At 45.5% G+C, this 19,235-nt stretch carries 15 protein-coding genes, 3 tRNA genes and 1 rRNA gene; 4 read left to right on the top strand and 15 right to left on the bottom strand.

What is annotated here, in order from left to right:
• From BS19_RS14315 to BS19_RS14305, 3 genes are all read right to left on the bottom strand, one after another.
• A 16S ribosomal RNA gene (locus BS19_RS14315) occupies nt 1–150 on the bottom strand; the annotation flags it as partial.
• Nucleotides 151–713: 563 nt separating this feature from the next.
• The gene (locus BS19_RS14310; RefSeq protein WP_038176144.1) at nt 714–1,976 is read right to left on the bottom strand and encodes an HD-GYP domain-containing protein; all 1,263 of its coding nucleotides are present in this window, start codon (nt 1,974–1,976) and stop codon (nt 714–716) included.
• Between the two features lie 124 nt (nt 1,977–2,100).
• Nucleotides 2,101–2,508 (bottom strand): VOC family protein, encoded by a 408-nt coding sequence (locus BS19_RS14305; protein ID WP_038176143.1) that lies wholly within the window; start codon nt 2,506–2,508, stop codon nt 2,101–2,103.
• A 235-nt stretch (nt 2,509–2,743) separates the two neighbouring features.
• Here BS19_RS14305 and ahpC point away from each other — a divergent pair, with 235 nt between their 5' ends.
• The 3 genes from ahpC to BS19_RS14290 all read left to right on the top strand — a co-directional run bounded on the left by ahpC (nt 2,744) and on the right by BS19_RS14290 (nt 6,632).
• Complete coding sequence (gene ahpC / locus BS19_RS14300; RefSeq protein ID WP_038176141.1) at nt 2,744–3,301, top strand: alkyl hydroperoxide reductase subunit C; 558 nt, start codon at nt 2,744–2,746, stop codon at nt 3,299–3,301.
• A gap of 158 nt (nt 3,302–3,459) precedes the next feature.
• On the top strand, nt 3,460–5,028 hold the full coding sequence (gene ahpF, locus BS19_RS14295; protein WP_038176139.1) for an alkyl hydroperoxide reductase subunit F: 1,569 nt from the start codon (nt 3,460–3,462) through the stop codon (nt 5,026–5,028).
• Nucleotides 5,029–5,162: 134 nt separating this feature from the next.
• On the top strand, nt 5,163–6,632 hold the full coding sequence (locus BS19_RS14290) for a methyl-accepting chemotaxis protein (protein ID WP_038176138.1): 1,470 nt from the start codon (nt 5,163–5,165) through the stop codon (nt 6,630–6,632).
• 36 nt (nt 6,633–6,668) lie between these two features.
• Here BS19_RS14290 and BS19_RS14285 read toward each other — a convergent pair whose 3' ends face one another.
• Complete coding sequence (locus BS19_RS14285) at nt 6,669–7,364, bottom strand: VC0807 family protein (protein ID WP_038176136.1); 696 nt, start codon at nt 7,362–7,364, stop codon at nt 6,669–6,671.
• A gap of 472 nt (nt 7,365–7,836) precedes the next feature.
• Nucleotides 7,837–7,921: transfer RNA gene (locus tag BS19_RS14280), tRNA-Leu, on the bottom strand.
• A gap of 192 nt (nt 7,922–8,113) precedes the next feature.
• Between BS19_RS14280 and BS19_RS14275 the strand changes: the two genes are divergently transcribed.
• Nucleotides 8,114–8,590: an RDD family protein gene (locus tag BS19_RS14275; protein ID WP_038176135.1), complete on the top strand. Its 477-nt coding sequence runs from the start codon at nt 8,114–8,116 to the stop codon at nt 8,588–8,590.
• Between the two features lie 54 nt (nt 8,591–8,644).
• Here the strand turns inward: BS19_RS14275 and luxS are convergent, their stop codons facing one another.
• From luxS to BS19_RS14225, 10 genes are all read right to left on the bottom strand, one after another.
• Complete coding sequence (gene luxS, locus BS19_RS14270; RefSeq protein ID WP_038176134.1) at nt 8,645–9,163, bottom strand: S-ribosylhomocysteine lyase; 519 nt, start codon at nt 9,161–9,163, stop codon at nt 8,645–8,647.
• A 125-nt stretch (nt 9,164–9,288) separates the two neighbouring features.
• Complete coding sequence (gene gshA, locus BS19_RS14265; RefSeq protein ID WP_038176132.1) at nt 9,289–10,857, bottom strand: glutamate--cysteine ligase; 1,569 nt, start codon at nt 10,855–10,857, stop codon at nt 9,289–9,291.
• A 108-nt stretch (nt 10,858–10,965) separates the two neighbouring features.
• The gene (locus BS19_RS14260; RefSeq protein WP_038176131.1) at nt 10,966–13,824 is read right to left on the bottom strand and encodes a M16 family metallopeptidase; all 2,859 of its coding nucleotides are present in this window, start codon (nt 13,822–13,824) and stop codon (nt 10,966–10,968) included.
• A 9-nt stretch (nt 13,825–13,833) separates the two neighbouring features.
• Nucleotides 13,834–14,295: a YqaA family protein gene (locus BS19_RS14255; RefSeq protein WP_038176130.1), complete on the bottom strand. Its 462-nt coding sequence runs from the start codon at nt 14,293–14,295 to the stop codon at nt 13,834–13,836.
• Entirely contained in the window at nt 14,289–15,239 is a 951-nt protein-coding gene (locus tag BS19_RS14250) for an NADP-dependent oxidoreductase (protein WP_038176128.1), read from the bottom strand. Before BS19_RS14250 ends, BS19_RS14255 begins: the two co-directional genes overlap by 7 nt.
• 123 nt (nt 15,240–15,362) lie before the next feature.
• A complete protein-coding gene (locus tag BS19_RS14245) occupies nt 15,363–16,493 on the bottom strand; it encodes a sodium ion-translocating decarboxylase subunit beta (protein WP_038176126.1) in 1,131 nt (376 codons plus the stop codon).
• Nucleotides 16,494–16,502: 9 nt separating this feature from the next.
• Nucleotides 16,503–18,275 carry a sodium-extruding oxaloacetate decarboxylase subunit alpha gene (gene oadA, locus BS19_RS14240; RefSeq protein ID WP_038176125.1) on the bottom strand — a complete coding sequence of 591 codons (1,773 nt, stop codon included), beginning with the start codon at nt 18,273–18,275 and terminating at the stop codon, nt 16,503–16,505.
• Nucleotides 18,276–18,306: 31 nt separating this feature from the next.
• On the bottom strand, nt 18,307–18,564 hold the full coding sequence (locus BS19_RS14235) for an oxaloacetate decarboxylase subunit gamma (protein ID WP_038176123.1): 258 nt from the start codon (nt 18,562–18,564) through the stop codon (nt 18,307–18,309).
• Nucleotides 18,565–19,012: 448 nt separating this feature from the next.
• Nucleotides 19,013–19,089: transfer RNA gene (locus BS19_RS14230), tRNA-Arg, on the bottom strand.
• Between the two features lie 66 nt (nt 19,090–19,155).
• Nucleotides 19,156–19,232, bottom strand: a tRNA-Arg gene (locus BS19_RS14225).
• Nucleotides 19,233–19,235 lie beyond the last annotated feature (3 nt).

The raw sequence follows: 19,235 nt of genomic DNA, 5'->3' as shown, positions 1-19,235 counted from the left end.
TCAGGGCAATTTCCCAGGCATTACTCACCCGTCCGCCGCTCGACGCCCAACAAATCACCCGAAGGCTCAATGTTGTCGTTTCCGCTCGACTTGCATGTGTTAGGCCTGCCGCCAGCGTTCAATCTGAGCCATGATCAAACTCTTCAATTTAAGTTTTTTCGGCTCAATGAATACTGACTTCAAAACTGCGCTTACTCGAAAGTAAACGGTAATTTTAAAGCTATTATCATTCCAACAGAATGATAATGAATTGACTGTGCCAAATAACTACAAGTAGCTATTCGTATTGGTCACTCAGTTCATTGAACCCAATGTGTTTCCGAAGAAACGGTCATTGCCTAAGCAATAACCTATTGGATTATCATCAACGAGTGCCCACACAGATTGATAGGTTTATATTGTTAAAGAGCGTTGCTTTGCGAGAATGTTTTCTCTCAAAGCGGAGGTGAATTCTAGCGAGATAATTTGAAGAGTCAAATACTTTTTCAAATTAATTTTCTCAGAACTTTTTACCTCACCTAACATTGCTGAAGCCTTGTGGCGTCTGCCGTGTCAGTGGATGCGCATTATAGGGAGTTCGATTTGGAAGGCAAGAAAAATAATGCAGTTTTTCTGTAAAAAACACCCAACCGAACAGTAATTAATCAGGCACTGTTTTACACCCACTTTACTCTCAGCTTACTCAGGCCTTATCCACCACTCGCTGTGGATAACTACTCATCGGAATCAAAAAAGTATGAAACCCTAGAGCGCGGGTTGAGGTATTCACGCACTTTATCAGGCAGCTTATTAGGTAAGATAGCGTTCACTATCTTTATTTCTTTTTCTGCTAAGTCAATGATAGGAGCCTGTGTCCTCGGAACAGAGGGGTCGTAAATAAGCACGTTTGGGAAAAGAATGTTTTTCGCATTAACTGAAATGACCAACCCCACCATATCATTCGACAACTGAACCACCGTGCCTGGCGGGTAGATGCCCATAAACTTGATCAATAGGCCGAGATTTTCGTGGTTATAGAGATGTTTGCAGTTCTTATATAGATGAGAGAGTGCAACATAAGGTATTTTCTGTTCGGACGGTACATTACTGTGGCACAAATTATCGTAGGCGTTGGCGACCGAAATAATTTGTGTCAATTCATCAATTTGCTCTTCCTTTAAGCCATCTGGATAACCAGACCCATCATTCATCTCGTGATGCTGAGCAATGACGGTGCGAGCACTTTCTGGAAAGCAATTCATATTGGCCGCGATATCAAGCCCATATTTAGTGTGCAGTTTAAGATAATTAGTTTCAGGTTCAGTTAGCCGTGTTTGTTTACGTAATATCGCTGTAGGGATCTTCACTTTGCCCATATCATGAAACAACGCCGCAAACGCGACTTCTTTTATCTTATTGGCATCGAGCTTTTTCGCTTTCGCAACCATCATCGCAACTACAGACACATTCAATGAGTGAAAATAGATATCTTCAAATTCACTTTTGCCATTCATTAAATGCAGCGTGACGTTATCATCACTCATTAATTTATCAACAATGTCATTGACCAATAACGTTGCTTCATCAACCGCCTGCTCTGGACGACTGCGAATTTTGTTCATCACTGCGCGCATTCTTGATAAGGAACGTTCAAACTCTTTCTCACAACTGATCACTCGACGTCGATAAGCATTGAGCTTTTCTATTCGGTCTTGCTTTTCTTTCCAAAGCTTTTGCGCTTCCAAATCAATCTGTTCTTCTTTACCTTGTTCGTCGGCTTTGCGGGCCACATCATCATTAGGTGGTAACGGTTGAGTATCACTTTGGGCAGGATTAATAAACACATGCTTGATGCCTAAGTGACGAATCATTAGGATCTGCTCTTGGTCTTTAATCTTAAAGCTATTAAACAGAAAGGGATGATCGTTCCATTTTACTGGAAGTCGAATATGCAAGCCTGGTTGCAACCTATCTACTGTTATTTTGATACTCGCCACGAACTTAATACAACTTTGATAAATAAACTGATGGGTAATTCTAGATGAAGGTGAGTTTAAATTCACCATAGATGTTTACTATTGAGAACTCGATAAACTGTAGCACTAGCTTTACTAGATTGTATTACTTGACGAGTTCACAGTGCAGCATCCAACGAACGCCGAACTGATCTTCAACCTTGCCAAAGCGTCCGCCCCAAAAAGCATCGGCTAGCGGCATCATGATATGCCCACCCGTAGAAAGCTTATCGTACAAGCGCGCTTGTTCATCAAGATTGTCCAACACAACCGCCAACGAGATATTGTTACCACTTAACTCACGAGCCACAACCCCATCCGATAACATCAACTTCATGCCAAATGCTTCAAACTCCGCGTGCATAATCCAGTTTGGGTCTGCCCCCTCAATGCGTTGAGGCGCATCTTTAAAATATTGTTTCGACAGCACAACCCCCCCAAAACATTGTTGATAAAAGCTAAGTGCCTCTTCACAGCGGCCAGAAAAAAACAGATACGGTGTCACTTGATACATAGATATCGTCCATTAGTTATTTTTATAAAGATAGACGACAACTTCGTAACCTGCGGAAAAATAAATAAAAAAGAGTCTTCAAGTGAGATCCTTGACGTTAACAATACAGATTAATAGGATTTGCCTATCAATAGGATTGATACAAGCAATTTTATTTAATCTAGCGTGCATGTGAATATACTTTCCGAAAGCAACGAACATTGCTCATCCAATAATTTAAAAGGAAAGTAACGAGATGATTAACACGAAAATCAAACCATTTAGCGCAACAGCATTCAAAAACGGCGAGTTTGTTGAAGTAACAGAACAAGATGTTTTAGGTAAATGGGCGGTATTCTTCTTTTACCCAGCAGACTTTACTTTCGTCTGCCCTACTGAACTAGGTGACCTAGCGGACCACTACGAAGAGCTACAAAAACGTGGCGTAGAAGTGTACTCAGTATCAACCGATACTCACTTCACTCATAAAGCGTGGCACGACAGCTCAGATACCATCGGTAAGATCAACTACTACATGCTTGGCGACCAAACAGGTAACATCACAAACAACTTCGGTGTGATGCGTGAAGGTCAAGGTCTTGCAGACCGTGCAACTTTCCTAATCGACCCAGAAGGTACTATCCAAGCAATGGAAATCACTGCTGAAGGTATCGGTCGTGACGCAGAAGACTTACTACGTAAAGTGAAAGCCGCTCAATATGTAGCAGCGCATCCAGGTGAAGTTTGCCCTGCGAAATGGAAAGAAGGCGAAGAGACGCTCGCACCATCACTAGACCTAGTTGGCAAAATCTAAGCCACTGATTGTACACGCTAAGCGCGCATTGAGTTCCTAGCTAGCTTAGCGTCTAAATAAGAGAGCATTCCAGGTTAGATACCTTGACGACCTTCGGCCTGATTTGCTCTCTCCTCAATTGTTTTTATCCAGCATAATCATTAAAAGGTATGTAACCCATGCTAGACCAAGCTATTGAACAACAACTAAAACAATATCTAGCCAACGTAAAAGAAGATGTTCGTCTAGTGGTTAGCCTAGATGAAAGCAAAGCGTCAAATGACATCCTATCGCTTGCCAACCAAATTGCAGAGCTGAGTGACTTTATCACCGTGGTTCGTGACGACTCAGCAAGTAAGCGTAAGCCAGTAATGACGGTGTCTAACCCGAGTAAGAGCACAGCGCTTAGATTTGCTGGCCTGCCAATGGGACACGAGTTTACCTCGTTGGTTCTTGCGCTACTCCACTCTGGCGGCCATCCAATCAAACTAGAGCCAGAAGTGATCAAGCAAATCGCAGCACTAGACAAAGAGCTAGAGGTAGAAGTCTTTATTTCTCTGTCGTGTCAGAACTGTCCTGACGTGGTGCAAGCCTTCAACATGATGGCGGCAATCAACCCGAAAGTAAAAGCAACCATGATCGACGGTGCACTCTTCCAAGATGAAGTGAAGCAACGCGAGATCATGGCAGTACCAAGCGTATTCGTGAACGGCGAGCTCTTTGGCCAAGGCCGTATGTCTTTAACTGAAATTCTAAACAAAGTGGATGACAGTGCGAGTGAGAAAGCAGCGAAAACACTGAATGAAAAAGCTCCATACGATGTACTTGTTGTTGGTGGTGGTCCTGGTGGTAGCGCTGCAGCACTATACGCCGCTCGTAAAGGTATTCGCACTGGTATAGTAGCAAAACGCTTTGGTGGTCAGGTGATGGACACGATGGCAATTGAGAATTTCATTTCGGTAAAGCGCACTGAAGGCCCAAAACTGGCAACCGATCTCGCCGAGCACCTAAAAGAATACGAAGTAGATGTCGTGACTGAGCAGCAAGCCAATAAGCTAATGGGCGCAGCCCACACTGATGATGGTTTGATCCACATTCAACTTGAAAGTGGCGCAACGCTGAAAAGTAAGAGTGTCATCCTAAGCCCAGGTGCACGCTGGCGTGAAATGAACGTTCCGGGTGAGCAAGAGTACCGCAACAAAGGCGTGGCTTACTGCCCACACTGTGACGGCCCTCTATTCAAAGGCAAGAAAACTGCCGTTATCGGCGGAGGTAACTCAGGTATCGAAGCGGCTATCGACCTAGCTGGTATCGTTGAGCACGTAACGGTTCTTGAGTTTGCTGATGTACTGCGCGCAGACCAAGTACTGATTGATAAAGCCAACTCACTACCAAACGTAGACATCATCACAATGGCTCAAACTACTGAAGTGGTTGGTGATGGCAAACGCGTTACTAGTTTGAAATACAAAGACCGCAACACAGATGAAATCAAACAGATTGAACTGTCAGGTATCTTTGTTCAAATCGGTTTAGTGCCAAACACAGAATGGCTCAAAGATTCTGACGTCAAACTGTCACAGCGCGGAGAGATCGAAGTTGGTCACCATGGCGAAACAAGCCTAGAGGGTGTATTTGCCGCTGGCGATGCAACCACCGTACCTTATAAACAGATCATCATCGCGATGGGTGAAGGGGCAAAAGCAAGCTTAGGTGCCTTTGATTACCTGATTCGCAAACAAAACTAGTGATCCATGTGACGACAACTTAAGTACTAAATTACTGTCAATGCACTAAACTTAAAACCAACAATCTGTGATTGTTGGTTTTTGTCTATTTTTCCCATCCCAAAAGTACCACAGACAAATAAGCGGAAACTACTATGCTCAAACTCGACCAAGAATTGTCTTTTACGCAAAAGACGTTGGTAATCACAATCCCATTGGTGGTGCTATCGGTGGTCTATTTCTTTAGGTACGGCTTTTCAACCATCGACCTTGTGATCACCGCGGCTCTGTTTGCTGCAGTATTGATCGTTAACCAATTTCACCACGCTCGCTACCTGCTGCCATACCTCATCTATGGCTTTGTCGCCCTACACATAGATCAAGCCTCTGGAGATATCATGCTTCATTTCGAGGTCTTTATTCTGCTCGCTTTGATGATGTTGTTTAACGACTGGTTGATGGTACTACACGCGCTTGTTGCCGCAGCCGTGCATCATGTTATGTTTTTTTGGTTACAAAGCTCAGGTTACGGCGTTTATATCTTTCCGCCGAACAGCAGTTTCATGATGGTCATTGAGCACTGTTTGTATGCCATTTTCCAAGCTTCTATTTCGATCTATGCGTGTATCAACCTGAATAGAAATTTACAAAGGCTGGCGTATGTTAATCATACTGTGGGTCAAGTAGTCCAGCAGTCCTCATTTAACCTTGATGTAGAATTAGAAGATCGCGACCCATTTTATCAACGCTTCAATCAGATTATTCTCCAATTGCAACAAACCGCACGCATTCAACGCCAAGCGGTGCAAGAGCTGACTCAAGTCTCGGAAACGTTTATCGACAAAACCGCCAATATTGATGGGGAAATTTCTCGCAATAGCGAAACCATTCAACAAGTGTCATTAACGGTCTCAGAGATAAGTCACTCTTTTGCCGACGTGGCGCAAACAACTCAACAATGTCATCAAGGCGCACAAACCTCAGCTGATCTTTGTGTTGAAGCAATTGAAGAATCGGAGCAATGCAAAAGCCGCTTGCAACGGATGAACAATATTGTTGAGCAAACCCAAGGCAACATTACTCAAGTGGTCAGCAACGCCGATAGCATTCATAAAATTCTTGAAGCCATCACTAGCATCTCTCAACAAACCAATCTGTTAGCACTCAATGCTTCGATTGAAGCCGCGCGAGCTGGAGAGGCAGGGAGAGGGTTTGCTGTGGTTGCAGATGAAGTAAGGCAACTGGCCAATCGCACTAACAGCAGTGTAGAAGAGATCGGTTCATCGTTGAGTCAACTTGAGCAGGCGATCAAACTTTCTTCTGGCAATATCGATGACATGACTGAGTTTTCGCAACACGTCTATCAGGCAGTAGAAAGCATTATCAGCACCACTGAAAATATATCCCGCCATGTACTTACGGTGAATCAACAAATTGAACAAGTGGCTAACTCAGTCTCTCAGCAACATCAATCACTAGAAGGACTACAACACAACATGTCTGAAGTGTCCCAGTCGAGCTCGGTTATTGCTCAACAATCTGATGCTCAGAATACTTCGATCACCGCACTTGCTCAGTCGACGGAAAGTCTGTCACAACTCAGCCAACGCTTTAAGATCACCTAATAAAATGCCCCGCTGTGTCGGCGGGGCATTTTATGATTATTTGAGGTGAAAGATTTGTTCGGTTTCGAGACCAGTCATTTTGCGCACTTGACGCCAAACGTAATAGAAAATACCAATCATCATCAACATACTAGGAATCGCAATCATCGGGTAGCTGTACAGTGTCAATTTACCTAGTTGCTCGTTGAACTCTGCAGTACCCGCCGGGCTAGTGACGATCCAAGTGGCGAGAAAATAGTTCATCGCTGATGAAAAGATAAAAGTACTCGCAAACAGGTAATTTGAGATCGTCAAACAGCGTTCAAAATTACCCTCATTGCCCGCCTCTGATAAACGCTGTTGAATCAACGCAAGGTTTAATACCGTATCGTTGAAAAGCATTTTTTTGACGATTGGGTAGCGCGTATAAGTCGAGACCAGCACAGCGATGCCAATCAAACCCGGGATCAAAGCTTCTTTTAATGCTAACCAACGCGTATCAAGCTCAAATAAACCAATACCGCCTGTTAACAACACACTGATGAATCCTAATGCTGCGATAAAGTTGAACTTCTTATGACGAATCAGCTCCATCGCACCATAACCTGCTGGGAAAGCCAACGCCACAGTCAGTGCCATTACGGTTCCTAGGTACTCATCACCACTGAGCTTCATCAAAATGATCGAAGGTAAGAAGACGTTGAAGACAACCTCAAACAAAGGGTTATTTTTTTTCGTTGCAGTGTTACTCATAATCATCCAATTTAAAGGCCATTTGATTTAGGCTACAGACCGGATTGTTCCTTTACTCAGACAAGATGTAAAGCCCCACTACCCTACTCAGTGTAACGACTTGTGACAGATCACAAACGAAGACAGAAGAGTTTAGCCTCATCTTCGTCGAGTCAAATTTATAGCTGAACAAAGTAAATACGGTGACAAAACAGTACGCTACCCCATGACAGAATCAGTTTAAACTGACTATTTATCGTGTACTTAGATATATAACTTGCCCTGTTGAGGAAGGTGAGTTGGGTAAACGAGCGCTAGCTTATAACGCGTCAATACTACGGACATTAGCAGCAAGTAGAACCACGATTCTCGAGGTTGAGTAAGTTGTGATAAACGGAAGATTGAACAAGCACTCCGGTCCTCACCATAAAAGAATCGATTTGCTTAGCCCTAAAACGACGAAAGGCCGCTATAAAAGCGACCTTTCTATGTATGGTACCGGTGGGCGGACTTGAACCGCCACGCCCGAAGGCAACGGATTTTGAATCCGTCGTGTATACCAATTTCACCACACCGGCATCTTGGGGCTTTGCCCTTTGATGATTGGCATTATACGTATGCGAGGCATTCGTGCAAGTGCAAAAGACTGAATTAATTGTCGTTTGCTGATAAAATCGCCACAAATCGATAAGCTGTGCGCAAGGTCTCTTTTCAGATTGAAAAAGAGACTATATTCTTTCGCCTTATTTTACTTTGGGTAAGCAACTTTTATGTCAACGATTGACTCTTTACCACCAGCAGGTCTATTACGCCGCTTAGGTGCACTTTTTTATGATGGATTAATTATTATTGCCGTCGAGATGATGGCGGCAGGAGTGGTGGTTGCCATACTGCACGCTTTAATGGCGATGGGGATATTTAGTGTCGGCAGCTACGCAGATGTGAGTGACTTTCTCACTAGCCATCCTATTTGGAGCCCGATTTATACCGCTTATCTTGCTTTTGTCTGGATCTACTTCTTCGTTTTTTTCTGGACTCGCGCAGGTCAAACGTTAGGAATGCGAGCGTGGAAATTACAACTGCGTAACCCTAACGGCAGTGCCATTTCAGTCACTCAGGCACTGATTCGTATTGGTACTTCGGGATTTGGCTTGGCCAACTTAACCGTACCACTAGACCCGAAAAAGCGTGGCTTCCACGATATTTGGGCGAAAACCGAAGTCGTGGTATTACCCCAAGCAAATTAACATGCAAAAAAAAGGAAGGGTAATCATCCCTTCCTTGCTTATTTACCGATGTAACTAGTCGATTTTAAGCTCTTTTAACATCGCTTCTGGAAGTGCAAGCTCATCGTTTTTATTGACTGAAATACCTGCCGCTAAAATCGCCTCAGCAATTTGCTTAGCTTCATCAAGCGAGTGCATCTCTGCCGTACCACATTGATACTCGTTGAGTTCTGGGATTTTATTTTGGCTTTCCACTTTAAGTACATCTTTCATCGCCGCTAACCAAGCGTCTGCCACTTGCTGCTCTTGAGGTGTACCGATTAGGCTCATATAAAATCCAGTACGACAGCCCATCGGTGAGATATCAATGATTTCAACATCATTACTGTTTAGGTGATTACGCATAAAGCCAGCATAGAGGTGCTCAAGTGTATGAATCCCTCTTTCAGATAAAATATCTTTATTTGGCGCAGTAAAGCGAAGATCAAACACCGTAATGGTATCCCCCTTTGGCGTTGTCATGGTTTTGGCAACACGAACTGCAGGTGCATTCATTCTCGTATGATCAACGGTAAAACTATCTAATAACGGCATTGTCCCTCTCCATTGTTCCAACCCATGCGGGCTGTCTCATTTGCTTGCTATTATTGTGCGGTTTACACCAAGTATGTGGTAAACCGCTATTCCTTGTTAACGCTCTATTTGCTGGGTAAGCGCTGCTATGCTTTTAAGTAGGTGAAATAGTTATCGAGGAAGTCATCAAAGCTGAGTGTATCGGCCGCTTCCGCTTCTGCCTGAGCCACACGAGAACGTTCAACCTCTTGCTCCATCACCTCAGCACTGTAAATACGATATTGATGGTCAAGATGTTGCAGACGATACTGATTACCGAACGTGCAACCGACTTTGCCTAATCCACCTAAACGTTTGGTGTCTTCGAGTAACTGGGCTGAAATGGTCAATTGTGGGTTATCAATCCAGGTCAGTAGTTTTTCGCACACTTCTTGATAAGCATAGCCACCTTGGGCTTTATCCATACGCTCAGCTATTTGTGCGATTTCCACAAAGACACGTTTTGCCCACGCCTGTAGCGTCAATACTTCACCCTTACAGCCGATTTGCAGCTCTAGCCCCGGCTTACGCCCTTCTACAATGACCTTGTTCCAATTTTCACGCCAACAGGATTGCTCGCAGTAATCCATCGGCTCTGAATCGCTCAACGTAGCCCAAGCTAAGAAAAGATCTAAGAATCGAACCTGCTCTTCGGTAATTCCGACCGAGCTGTACGGGTTCACATCCAAAGCACGCACTTCGATATATTCCACCCCACCGCGCGCTAAGGCTTCTGAGGGTTTCTCACCCGATTTAGCCACACGCTTTGGTCGAATCGGAGCATAAAGCTCATTTTCAATCTGTAAAACGTTACTGTTGAGCTGGCGATATTCGCCATCCACTTTAACGCCAATTTTAGCAAACTCTTGTGAAGGCGTACGGATGGCAGCATTGAGACCATCTAGATACTCAGCCAAGCTGTTGAAACCAATTTTTAGCGAACTTTGCCCACTGTTGGTGTAACCCAGATCACTCATGCGTAATGATGTCGCGTATGGCAAATACAAGGTGCCGCCAATCGATTCAAATGGCAGCTTTGTCTCACGCCCTTGAATAAACGAGGAACACAGTGCCGGTGAAGCGCCAAAGAAGTATGGGATCAGCCAACCAAAGCGATAGTAATTTCTAATCAAACCAAAATAGGCTTGGGACTTACTCTCTTGACGTTCACGTTCGTTTTGCTCACCAAACAGTTGTTGCCAAAACGACTCTGGAAACGAAAAGTTGAAATGCACACCAGAGATAATTTGCATCAAGCTACCGTAGCGGCGTTTCAAGCCTTCACGGTAAAGCGTTTTCATTTTACCTGAGTTAGAACTGCCGTATTCCGCGAGATTAATATCATCTTCACTCCCCACATAACACGGCATCGATAGTGGCCACATTTTTTCCTGACCCAACTTAGTTTGGGTAAAGTGATGGATGTCTTCGAGCTGTGCGGTAAGCGTTGAGATCTCATGCGAGACAGGGGTAATAAATTCGAGCAACGACTCTGAAAAATCGGTCGTTATCCAATTGTTGGCATAAGCCGATCCTAACTCACTTGGATGGGGCGTTGTTGCTAGGTAACCATCTTGGTGGTAGCGCAAAGTTTCACGTTCTACGCCTCGTCCAAAACTCTTAAATACATCTGGGTTTTGTGCAACTCGCTCTAGTCGCGCAGCAAAATCAGTCAAAATGAGGTTCGCTTATATCAGAGGTTTGGTATCACTACCAAACTGGCTAAACAATTTATAAAGGGTGACTAACATCACCCTTAAGCTATGCACTACGTTATGTGTACTCTAACGGATGATTTCAAGCTCTTCTATCGGAATCTGTAAACTTTCTAGTTGAGGCTTTAAGCTTTTGGCATCACCAACAACGATAATTTGGTAGTCATCAGGATTAAACCACTTACTCGCTAACTGATTTAGTGTCTCTTGGTCTACCGTCTCAACAATTTCGTTTCGTTGCTTGAGGTAATCTTCATCCAAACTATAAGCAAGGATACTACCGAGTAGCCCCGCTTTCTGTGAAGGCGTTTCATACTTTAACGCATCTTGTTGACCGACCGCCAAACGCAAAAATTTCATCTCTTCTTCTGTCATCCCATTTTGACTGTATTGTGAAAGCTCTTTTTGCATCTCAATCACAGCGGGAACGGTCGCATCCGCACGAACTTGTGCAGAGAATACAATCGCACCCACTTCACGATTGGAGGCCAAATAACCGCTCGCACCATAGGTATAACCTTTGTCTTCACGCAAGTTCTGATTGATACGGCTATTAAAGTTTCCTGCCAAATTAAAGTTGGCCAACTGAGTCAAGTACACTTCCCCTGTCGCATCAAAAGGCAAACCTTGGCGAACCATGCGTACCACACTTTGCGGTGCGCTAGGCTTATCAATCAAGTAAATCTTTTGCGCTGGTAACAAGGGGACAGATTGCGGACGAAGTAAAGGCGCAACCTTACCTTTCCATTGTTCAATAAAGTGTAATTGCTGCTGGATCTGGCGCTTAGTAATATCACCCACTACTACGATTTGCGCCCCTTGCGGTGTGTAATGACGCTTATAAAACTGCTTAACATCTTGTAGCGTTAACTGTGAAACCGACGACTCGGTACCATCATTGGAACGCTGGTAAATCGTATTGCCAAACAGCACCTGCCTAGTCGCTTGAGACGCTAACCAGCTTGGTTGCTGATGTTGATAAACCAACCCTTCTAGCATCTGCTTTTGTAAACGGTCAAAATCTTGCTGACGAAAAGCGGGCTTAAACAACATCTCTTCAACAATATCAAGCGTCTCAGCAAGGTGCTTTTCAAGGCTAGACACCGATAACGTGGTGGTGTAGTTACCAGCGCTTACCGAGACACTACTGCCTAACGTATCTAAGCGTGCTTGGATCTGCTCCAAACTCGACTCAAGCGTCGCTTCCTCCATCATGGCTGCGGTTAAGTTCGCTAGCCCTTCTTTCCCTTTCTCCACATAACGCTCACCCGCTGGGAGACGTATTTCGATCTGTACGGTTGGCGTTTCAGAGCTGACCGTGCCTAACACTTCAGCGCCATTATCGAAGTAGAGTCGATATAAGTCTGGCATCTCCGCTTTAACCGCTTGCGCAACTTCTGGCATCACCGAGCGGTCAAAGTCATCTATCGCTTTGGGATAAGAGAGTTGATCATCAGTAATTTTTTGATATTCAGGGAGTGTGCGTTGTGGTGTAACAAAATCTGCTGGCGCCGCAGCGAGTTCGGTTCGTCCTTTAGGAACCACACTCAAGGTCACTTTGTGATGACCGTTGAGAAACTGCTTATAAGCCGCCATAACTGAGTCTGGAGTAACCGCACGAATTTGTTCTAGTTGCGATTGAATACGGTCGGGCTGTGCAAAAAAGGTCTCGTTAGAGGCAAGCTGAGAGACTTTACCGCGCACACTTTGCAAGGCGAAAACCGCATTGGCTTCTGCCATGCCACTGATTTGTTCAAGACGTGGCTTATCGACGCCTTGCGCTTCAAATTCATTGAGTGTCTGCAGTAGTTCTTGATAAAGCGGTTGCAGCGCGCCTTGTTCACCTGATGGCGCCATGGCGTACACATAGAAGGTACACGCTAACTCGGCACAATCTTGAAATGCACCAGCATCGACCGCTTTCTGAGTTTTGACCAACTTTTGATAGAGCAAGCTATTCGCGCCACTGCCAAGTACATTCGCCAACGCATTCAATGACGCTTGCTGCTCTGCACCGTTGTATACCGTCGGCCAGCCCATCAGTAGCATTGGTTGTTGAATTCGATCTTCAAGCGTTACATAGCGGTCTTGGTTTAGGGTCGCTGGCTGTTTAGGTGCTTGTTCTACCGCCGGTCCTGTTGGAATAGAACCAAAATACTGGTTAACCCATTCAAGCGTTTGCTCAACATCAATATCACCACCAATCGTCAGTACCGCGTTGTTCGGTCCGTACCAACGTAAGAAAAAGGCTTTAAGATCATTCACGTCAACGCGATCTAAATCTTCAACGTAGCCGATAGTTTGCCATGAATATGGGTGACCTTCGGCGTACATCGCCTCAGCCATTTTTTCCCACATTAAACCGTAAGGGCGATTATCGTAATTTTGCGCACGTTCGTTTTTGACCGTATCACGTTGTATTTCAAACTTACGTTGCGATACTGCATCGAGTAAAAAGCCCATTCGGTCAGACTCGAGCCACAGCATCTTCTCAAGTTGGTTAGCGGGCACGGTTTCAAAGTAATTGGTGCGATCTCGGTTGGTGGTGCCATTTAATGTCCCCCCAGCCTCAGTAATAATTTTAAAATGTTGTTGATCGCCAACATTTTCGCTGCCTTGGAACATCATATGTTCAAAGAAATGAGCAAAGCCTGATTTGCCAACCTCTTCACGAGCCGAGCCCACATGATAAGTCACATCAACATGCACCAAAGGATCGGAGTCATCCGGAGAAAGGATCACCGTTAAACCGTTATCCAATTGGTATTTAGTATAGGGAATCATTGCCTGGCCCGATTGCGCCTCTACCTCTTCGATCAGAGTAACGCCTGTCGGCAATGAAGAAAAAAACGGCACTGAGGTTAACGTATTTGCAGAGCAACCATAAAGTGCAACCAGAGAAACAGCGCCAAGCCAAAACTTTCTCATGACATCCCCTTAGAAAAAACCAAAATAAACGGCAGACAGTACACTGTAGCGAAGCGCCTTGCCGATAAGAATGAGCCACAAACATGGCCAAAAACGCATTCGCAGCCAACCAGCCGCCAAACACAGTGGATCCCCAATAACGGGTAACCAACTCAAAAGAAGCGTCCAATAACCGTATTTATTGAGCCACAATAATGCTTTATGACCCTGTTTTTCTTTCTGAGTTCGATTGGGTAGCCATAAACCGAGCCAATAATTGGTTAGCCCTCCGAGGGTATTGCCCACGGTAGCAACGATAATGGTGGTCGAAGTCGCATATTGATTGAGACTTAGTGTTGCGATTAACCCCGCTTCAGAGCCGCCGGGCAGTAAAGTGGCACTGAGGAACCCACTGAAAAAAAGAACCCACAGTGCCGAATCAGAAAACCACAGAGCGAAAGATTCAAAAGCGCTGTTAAACGCTGCTAGCATTGCATATCAAGTAAGATCTTGCCCCGCGTATGACCCGTTTCTATTTGCTTGTGGGCCTCAGCGACCTGATCGAGTGGATAGATGTGTTGAATCTCGGTTTTCACCAATCCAACACTAACCATGTAAAGTAGCGCATCTAGCTGTTCGGGATTAGGATCAACCAGCATCCCTGTCGCCTTAAAGCCGAGTAGTTTGGCTTTTTCACAGATAAGCTCAGCACTGAGCGTAGGTACGGTAACCACGGTGCCGCCATCCTTTAAACAGTTCAAGGCATCAAGTGCCGCGTCACCACCGACAAGGTCAATCAATACATCTGCCTCTTCGACACGTTCAGAAACAGGCGAAAACTTATAGTTAACCGCATGAGCGCCCAAGGTCGCCATGTAATCGAGGTTCGCTTCGCTACAGGTGGTAAAGACTTCAGCTTTTGCCGCGATGGCAACCTGAATCGCTATATGGCCGACACCGCCTGCCCCAGCTAAGATAAGTACACGCATCCCCTCTTTAACGCCAGCTTTGTCTAACGCTTGCACCGCGGTTTGCCCTGCGAGTGGCAATGCAGCGGCCGCTTCGAGTGTGATCGCATTAGGGACCAAACTGAGCGCACTTTCAGACACCGAGAGGTATTGGCTATAACCGCCACCTTGCAATGGAAAACCAATAAAGCCCGCCACCTTATCACCAATATTAAAACGCTCAGCTTGCGACCCCACCGAGATTATCTCACCAGAGATATCATAACCGGGCACCCAAGGGAGGTTGTCTTTATTTTCTGACGCTGCCCACCCTAAGCCAGCACGCGTTTTGACATCGATAGGATTTACACCCGAGAAGTGAACTTTCACCACCACTTCGCCAACTAAAGGTTCAGGAATAGGTGACACTTGAGTAACAAGGACGTCGGGATCACCAAATTGAGAGATTGCGATTTGTTTGTTTTCCATGTGTTCATTTCCCTATCGATATAAAAAAAGGGATGCGATAGCATCCCTTTGAATATATACCATTTATTACACGGTGTTGACCACTTGAGTGTAAATTAATCAACCGCTCACATTTACGTTAAGCTAGCCAACCAAGGCAAGTAAAACCCCCGCAGCAACCGCTGAGCCAAGTACGCCGGCCACATTCGGGCCCATTGCGTGCATCAACAAGAAGTTTTGTGGGTTTGCTTCAAGACCGACTTTATTCACCACACGGGCAGCCATTGGCACCGCAGAGACACCTGCCGCACCAATCAGTGGGTTGATGTCTTCATTTGACAGCTTGTTGAGTAGCTTGGCCATCAACACACCGCCAGCAGTACCGATACTGAATGCGACCGCACCCAGTGCCAAGATGCCTAAAGTTTCGATATTAAGAAACTCTTCCGCTTGCAGTTTTGAGCCGACACCAAGTCCTAAAAAGATAGTGACAATGTTGATCAGTTCATTTTGCGCTGTTTTCGATAAACGCTCAACAACACCAGCTTCACGCATCAAGTTGCCAAGACAGAACATACCGACCAGTGGTGTAGCTGCTGGCAGGAACAAAATCGTCATCAATAATACGGCGAGAGGAAAAAGGATCTTCTCGGCCTTACCAACGTGGCGCAGCTGCGCCATTTTGATCTTGCGCTCTTCAGGGCTCGTCAATGCCTTCATGATCGGCGGCTGAATAATCGGCACTAATGCCATGTAGCTGTACGCAGCAACAGCGATTGCACCGAGTAGATCCGGTGACAACTGACTAGCGAGGAATATCGCCGTCGGGCCATCGGCACCACCAATGATCGCAATCGAAGCCGCATCTGCCATGCTAAATTCCATACCTGGAACATAATTCAGCAAGATCGCGCCAAACAGAGTCGCAAAGATACCAAACTGCGCAGCAGCGCCTAGCCACAAGGTTTTCGGATTCGCAATCAAAGCACCAAAGTCGGTCATTGCCCCCACGCCCATAAAGATAAGCAGAGGGAAAATACCCGACTCAATCCCTACGTAATAAACGTAGTAAAGCAAGCCACCTTCGTCTGTAAAGCCTGCATTAGGGATATTGGCTAAGATCGCACCAAAGCCGATCGGTAACAGTAGTAGTGGTTCAAAGCCTTTTCGAATCGCCAAAAACAGCAATAGACAGCCAACGAAGATCATACAGATCTGGCCGAACTCAAAGTTAGCGATCCCTGTCTCTGACCATAAGATCATTAATCCTTCCATGAGACTCCCTTACGCTAAACTGAGTAGAGGAGAACCCACAGTGACGGAATCACCCTCTTTAACGTGAAGATCTTGCACGATACCGCCGCGAGCAGCGCGGACTTCCGTTTCCATCTTCATCGCTTCAAGGATCAATAACACATCACCCTCTTCAACTTGAACACCACTTTGCACATTGACTTTAAAGATGTTGCCTGCAAGCGGCGCTGGCACCATTTCCGAATTACCAGCTGGCGCCACTGAGGCAGTTTGTGGTGCTTCTGAAGCGGAAGCCGCGACAGACGTCAGTTGACCTTGTGGGCCGACCTCAACATCGTACACTTGACCATCCACTTTAACGCTGTAAGTCTCGATTCCACCTTGAGCGACAGGGGCAGCTGCAACTGGCTCTTCAAGCCCTGGAGCTGGCTCAAACGCTTCTGGGTTGTGACGATTTTTCAGGAATTTGAGGCCCACTTGTGGGAACAGTGCATAAGTTAACACGTCATCGACAGTATCTTCTGCTAACGAGATACCTTCTGCTTTGGCTTTCGCTAACAGCTCGTCTGTCAACATCGCCATTTCTGCATCAAGCAAGTCAGCCGGACGACAAGTAATTGCCTCACCGCCATTGAGCACTTTCGCTTGTAGTTCAGGGTTCAGTTCAGCTGGCGCGACGCCATACTCACCTTTAAGAACACCAGCGGTCTCTTTGGTGATGCTCTTATAGCGCTCACCAGTTAAAACATTGATCACCGCTTGAGTCCCGACGATCTGTGAGGTCGGAGTCACCAAAGGAATATAACCGAGGTCTTTACGTACACGAGGGATCTCTTCGAGTACTTCATCAAGTCGGTCAGCCGCGCCTTGCTCTTTGAGCTGCCCTTCCATATTGGTCAACATGCCACCGGGAACCTGAGCGATCAAGATACGGGAATCGACGCCTTTAAGTTGACCTTCGAACTTAGCGTATTTCTTGCGTACTTCACGGAAATAAGCCGCTATCGGTTCAATCTGATCGAGATTAAGGTTGGTATCACGCTCGGTCCCTTGCAGCATCGCTACTACGGTTTCGGTTGGAGTATGGCCATAAGTACAGCTCATTGAAGAAATGGCAGTATCGAGAATATCAACCCCCGCTTCTACCGCTTTTAACGCTGTCGCCGTCGATAGACCCGTAGTGGCATGACAATGAAGCGCAAGTGGGACATCACAAGATGACTTAATACGTGAAATCAGCTCCTCGGCTTCATAAGGCTTAAGCAGTCCTGACATATCTTTGATACACAGTGAGTGACAGCCTAAATCTTCCAGACGCTTGGCAAGATCCACCCAAGTCTCGGTGTTATGTACAGGACTGGTCGTATATGACAGAGTGCCCTGTGCATGCGCACCGACATCAACCGTGGCTTTGACTGCTTGTTCAAAATTGCGTACATCGTTCATCGCATCAAAGATACGGAACACATCCATACCATTGGCATGAGCTCGTTCAACAAACTTTTCGACGACATCGTCGGCGTAATGGCGGTAGCCCAATAAATTCTGACCACGCAGCAACATTTGCATTGGGGTGTTAGGCATTGCTTTCTTTAAGGCACGTAAACGCTCCCATGGGTCTTCACCCAAGAATCGAATACAGGCATCAAACGTCGCGCCGCCCCAAGTTTCGAGAGACCAGTAACCGATTTTATCCAGTTCCTCTGCGATAGGTAACATATCCTCTAGACGCATACGAGTCGCAAATAGCGACTGATGGGCGTCACGAAGGACCACGTCTGTTAAAGCGAGTGGTTTAGACATGCTCATTAACTCCTTTTAATCCTATCAAATGCTATTTAGCGGTAGACGCACGGTACTGGTGTACCGCAGCGGAAATGGCCGCAACGATTTGCGGGCTAACAGCAGAAGATGGTAATTGAACTTTGTTATTTTGATTAGGTGTCGCGATCGGCTGAGGTGCTTCTTCAGGCACCAGTTTTGACATCAACCGAACGAGGTAAACAAGAATAGTGAGGAAAATAAACACCACCGACATCCCCGTAAACATGAGGGTGGCAGCATCTACTAGCAGGCTTCCAATTGTATCCATTTTTGCATCCTTTCTTTGTCATTCTGACAACAGCATCGGCTATAGCTAAAAACATCATGTTTTATTGAAACGCTACGCTAACGTGAACCAAACTCAATCTGGCTTTCTGATGTACAGAACTCACAATAAATCCTGACAAGAGGTCTAGGATTATCTCGATTGGTTAAACTTTGTCAATTTTGTTTAAGGTGCTATTGAGGATAATGCACAAATCTAGGGAGTTATTCGTCACACAAATCACATAAATCTGTAATATCTCGCCAAACAAGCACAAATAACTGTGTGTTTTCTGACGTTAAGCTAAAAAGCACACTGATACTGCGATAGGCTTAAAAAAATTCAGAAATTGAGATGAAAAACAATAAGTTGTAATTGATAGGTTTCAAAAATGTTAAGAAATGGTTAACAAAAAAGCCCTGCTATTGCTAGCAGGGCTTTTTTTAATAAGTGGCGCGTCCTGGAGGATTCGAACCTCCGACCGCCTGGTTCGTAGCCAGGTACTCTATCCAGCTGAGCTAAGGACGCGCAGTTTTCGATATCAACGATAGTCAATATCAGGATCGCTATTGATACAAAAGAAACCCTAAAAAGTGGCGCGTCCTGGAGGATTCGAACCTCCGACCGCCTGGTTCGTAGCCAGGTACTCTATCCAGCTGAGCTAAGGACGCGCA

It is taken from the genome of Vibrio pacinii DSM 19139 (assembly GCF_000711795.1).
Taxonomy (GTDB): domain Bacteria; phylum Pseudomonadota; class Gammaproteobacteria; order Enterobacterales; family Vibrionaceae; genus Vibrio; species Vibrio pacinii.
This window is presented reverse-complemented; position numbering and strand designations above follow the sequence as displayed.

Bases quoted from the DNA above. Each gene is read 5' to 3' on its own strand.
- luxS (WP_038176134.1), bottom strand. From the start codon at position 9,163: ATGCCGTTATTAGATAGTTTTACCGTTGATCATACGAGAATGAATGCA.
- BS19_RS14275 (WP_038176135.1), top strand. From the start codon at position 8,114: ATGTCAACGATTGACTCTTTACCACCAGCAGGTCTATTACGCCGCTTA.
- BS19_RS14290 (WP_038176138.1), top strand. From the start codon at position 5,163: ATGCTCAAACTCGACCAAGAATTGTCTTTTACGCAAAAGACGTTGGTA.
- ahpF (WP_038176139.1), top strand. From the start codon at position 3,460: ATGCTAGACCAAGCTATTGAACAACAACTAAAACAATATCTAGCCAAC.
- BS19_RS14305 (WP_038176143.1), bottom strand. From the start codon at position 2,508: ATGTATCAAGTGACACCGTATCTGTTTTTTTCTGGCCGCTGTGAAGAG.
- BS19_RS14250 (WP_038176128.1), bottom strand. From the start codon at position 15,239: ATGGAAAACAAACAAATCGCAATCTCTCAATTTGGTGATCCCGACGTC.
- BS19_RS14255 (WP_038176130.1), bottom strand. From the start codon at position 14,295: ATGCTAGCAGCGTTTAACAGCGCTTTTGAATCTTTCGCTCTGTGGTTT.
- BS19_RS14235 (WP_038176123.1), bottom strand. From the start codon at position 18,564: ATGGATACAATTGGAAGCCTGCTAGTAGATGCTGCCACCCTCATGTTT.
- BS19_RS14260 (WP_038176131.1), bottom strand. From the start codon at position 13,824: ATGAGAAAGTTTTGGCTTGGCGCTGTTTCTCTGGTTGCACTTTATGGT.
- BS19_RS14245 (WP_038176126.1), bottom strand. From the start codon at position 16,493: ATGGAAGGATTAATGATCTTATGGTCAGAGACAGGGATCGCTAACTTT.
- ahpC (WP_038176141.1), top strand. From the start codon at position 2,744: ATGATTAACACGAAAATCAAACCATTTAGCGCAACAGCATTCAAAAAC.
- oadA (WP_038176125.1), bottom strand. From the start codon at position 18,275: ATGTCTAAACCACTCGCTTTAACAGACGTGGTCCTTCGTGACGCCCAT.
- BS19_RS14285 (WP_038176136.1), bottom strand. From the start codon at position 7,364: ATGAGTAACACTGCAACGAAAAAAAATAACCCTTTGTTTGAGGTTGTC.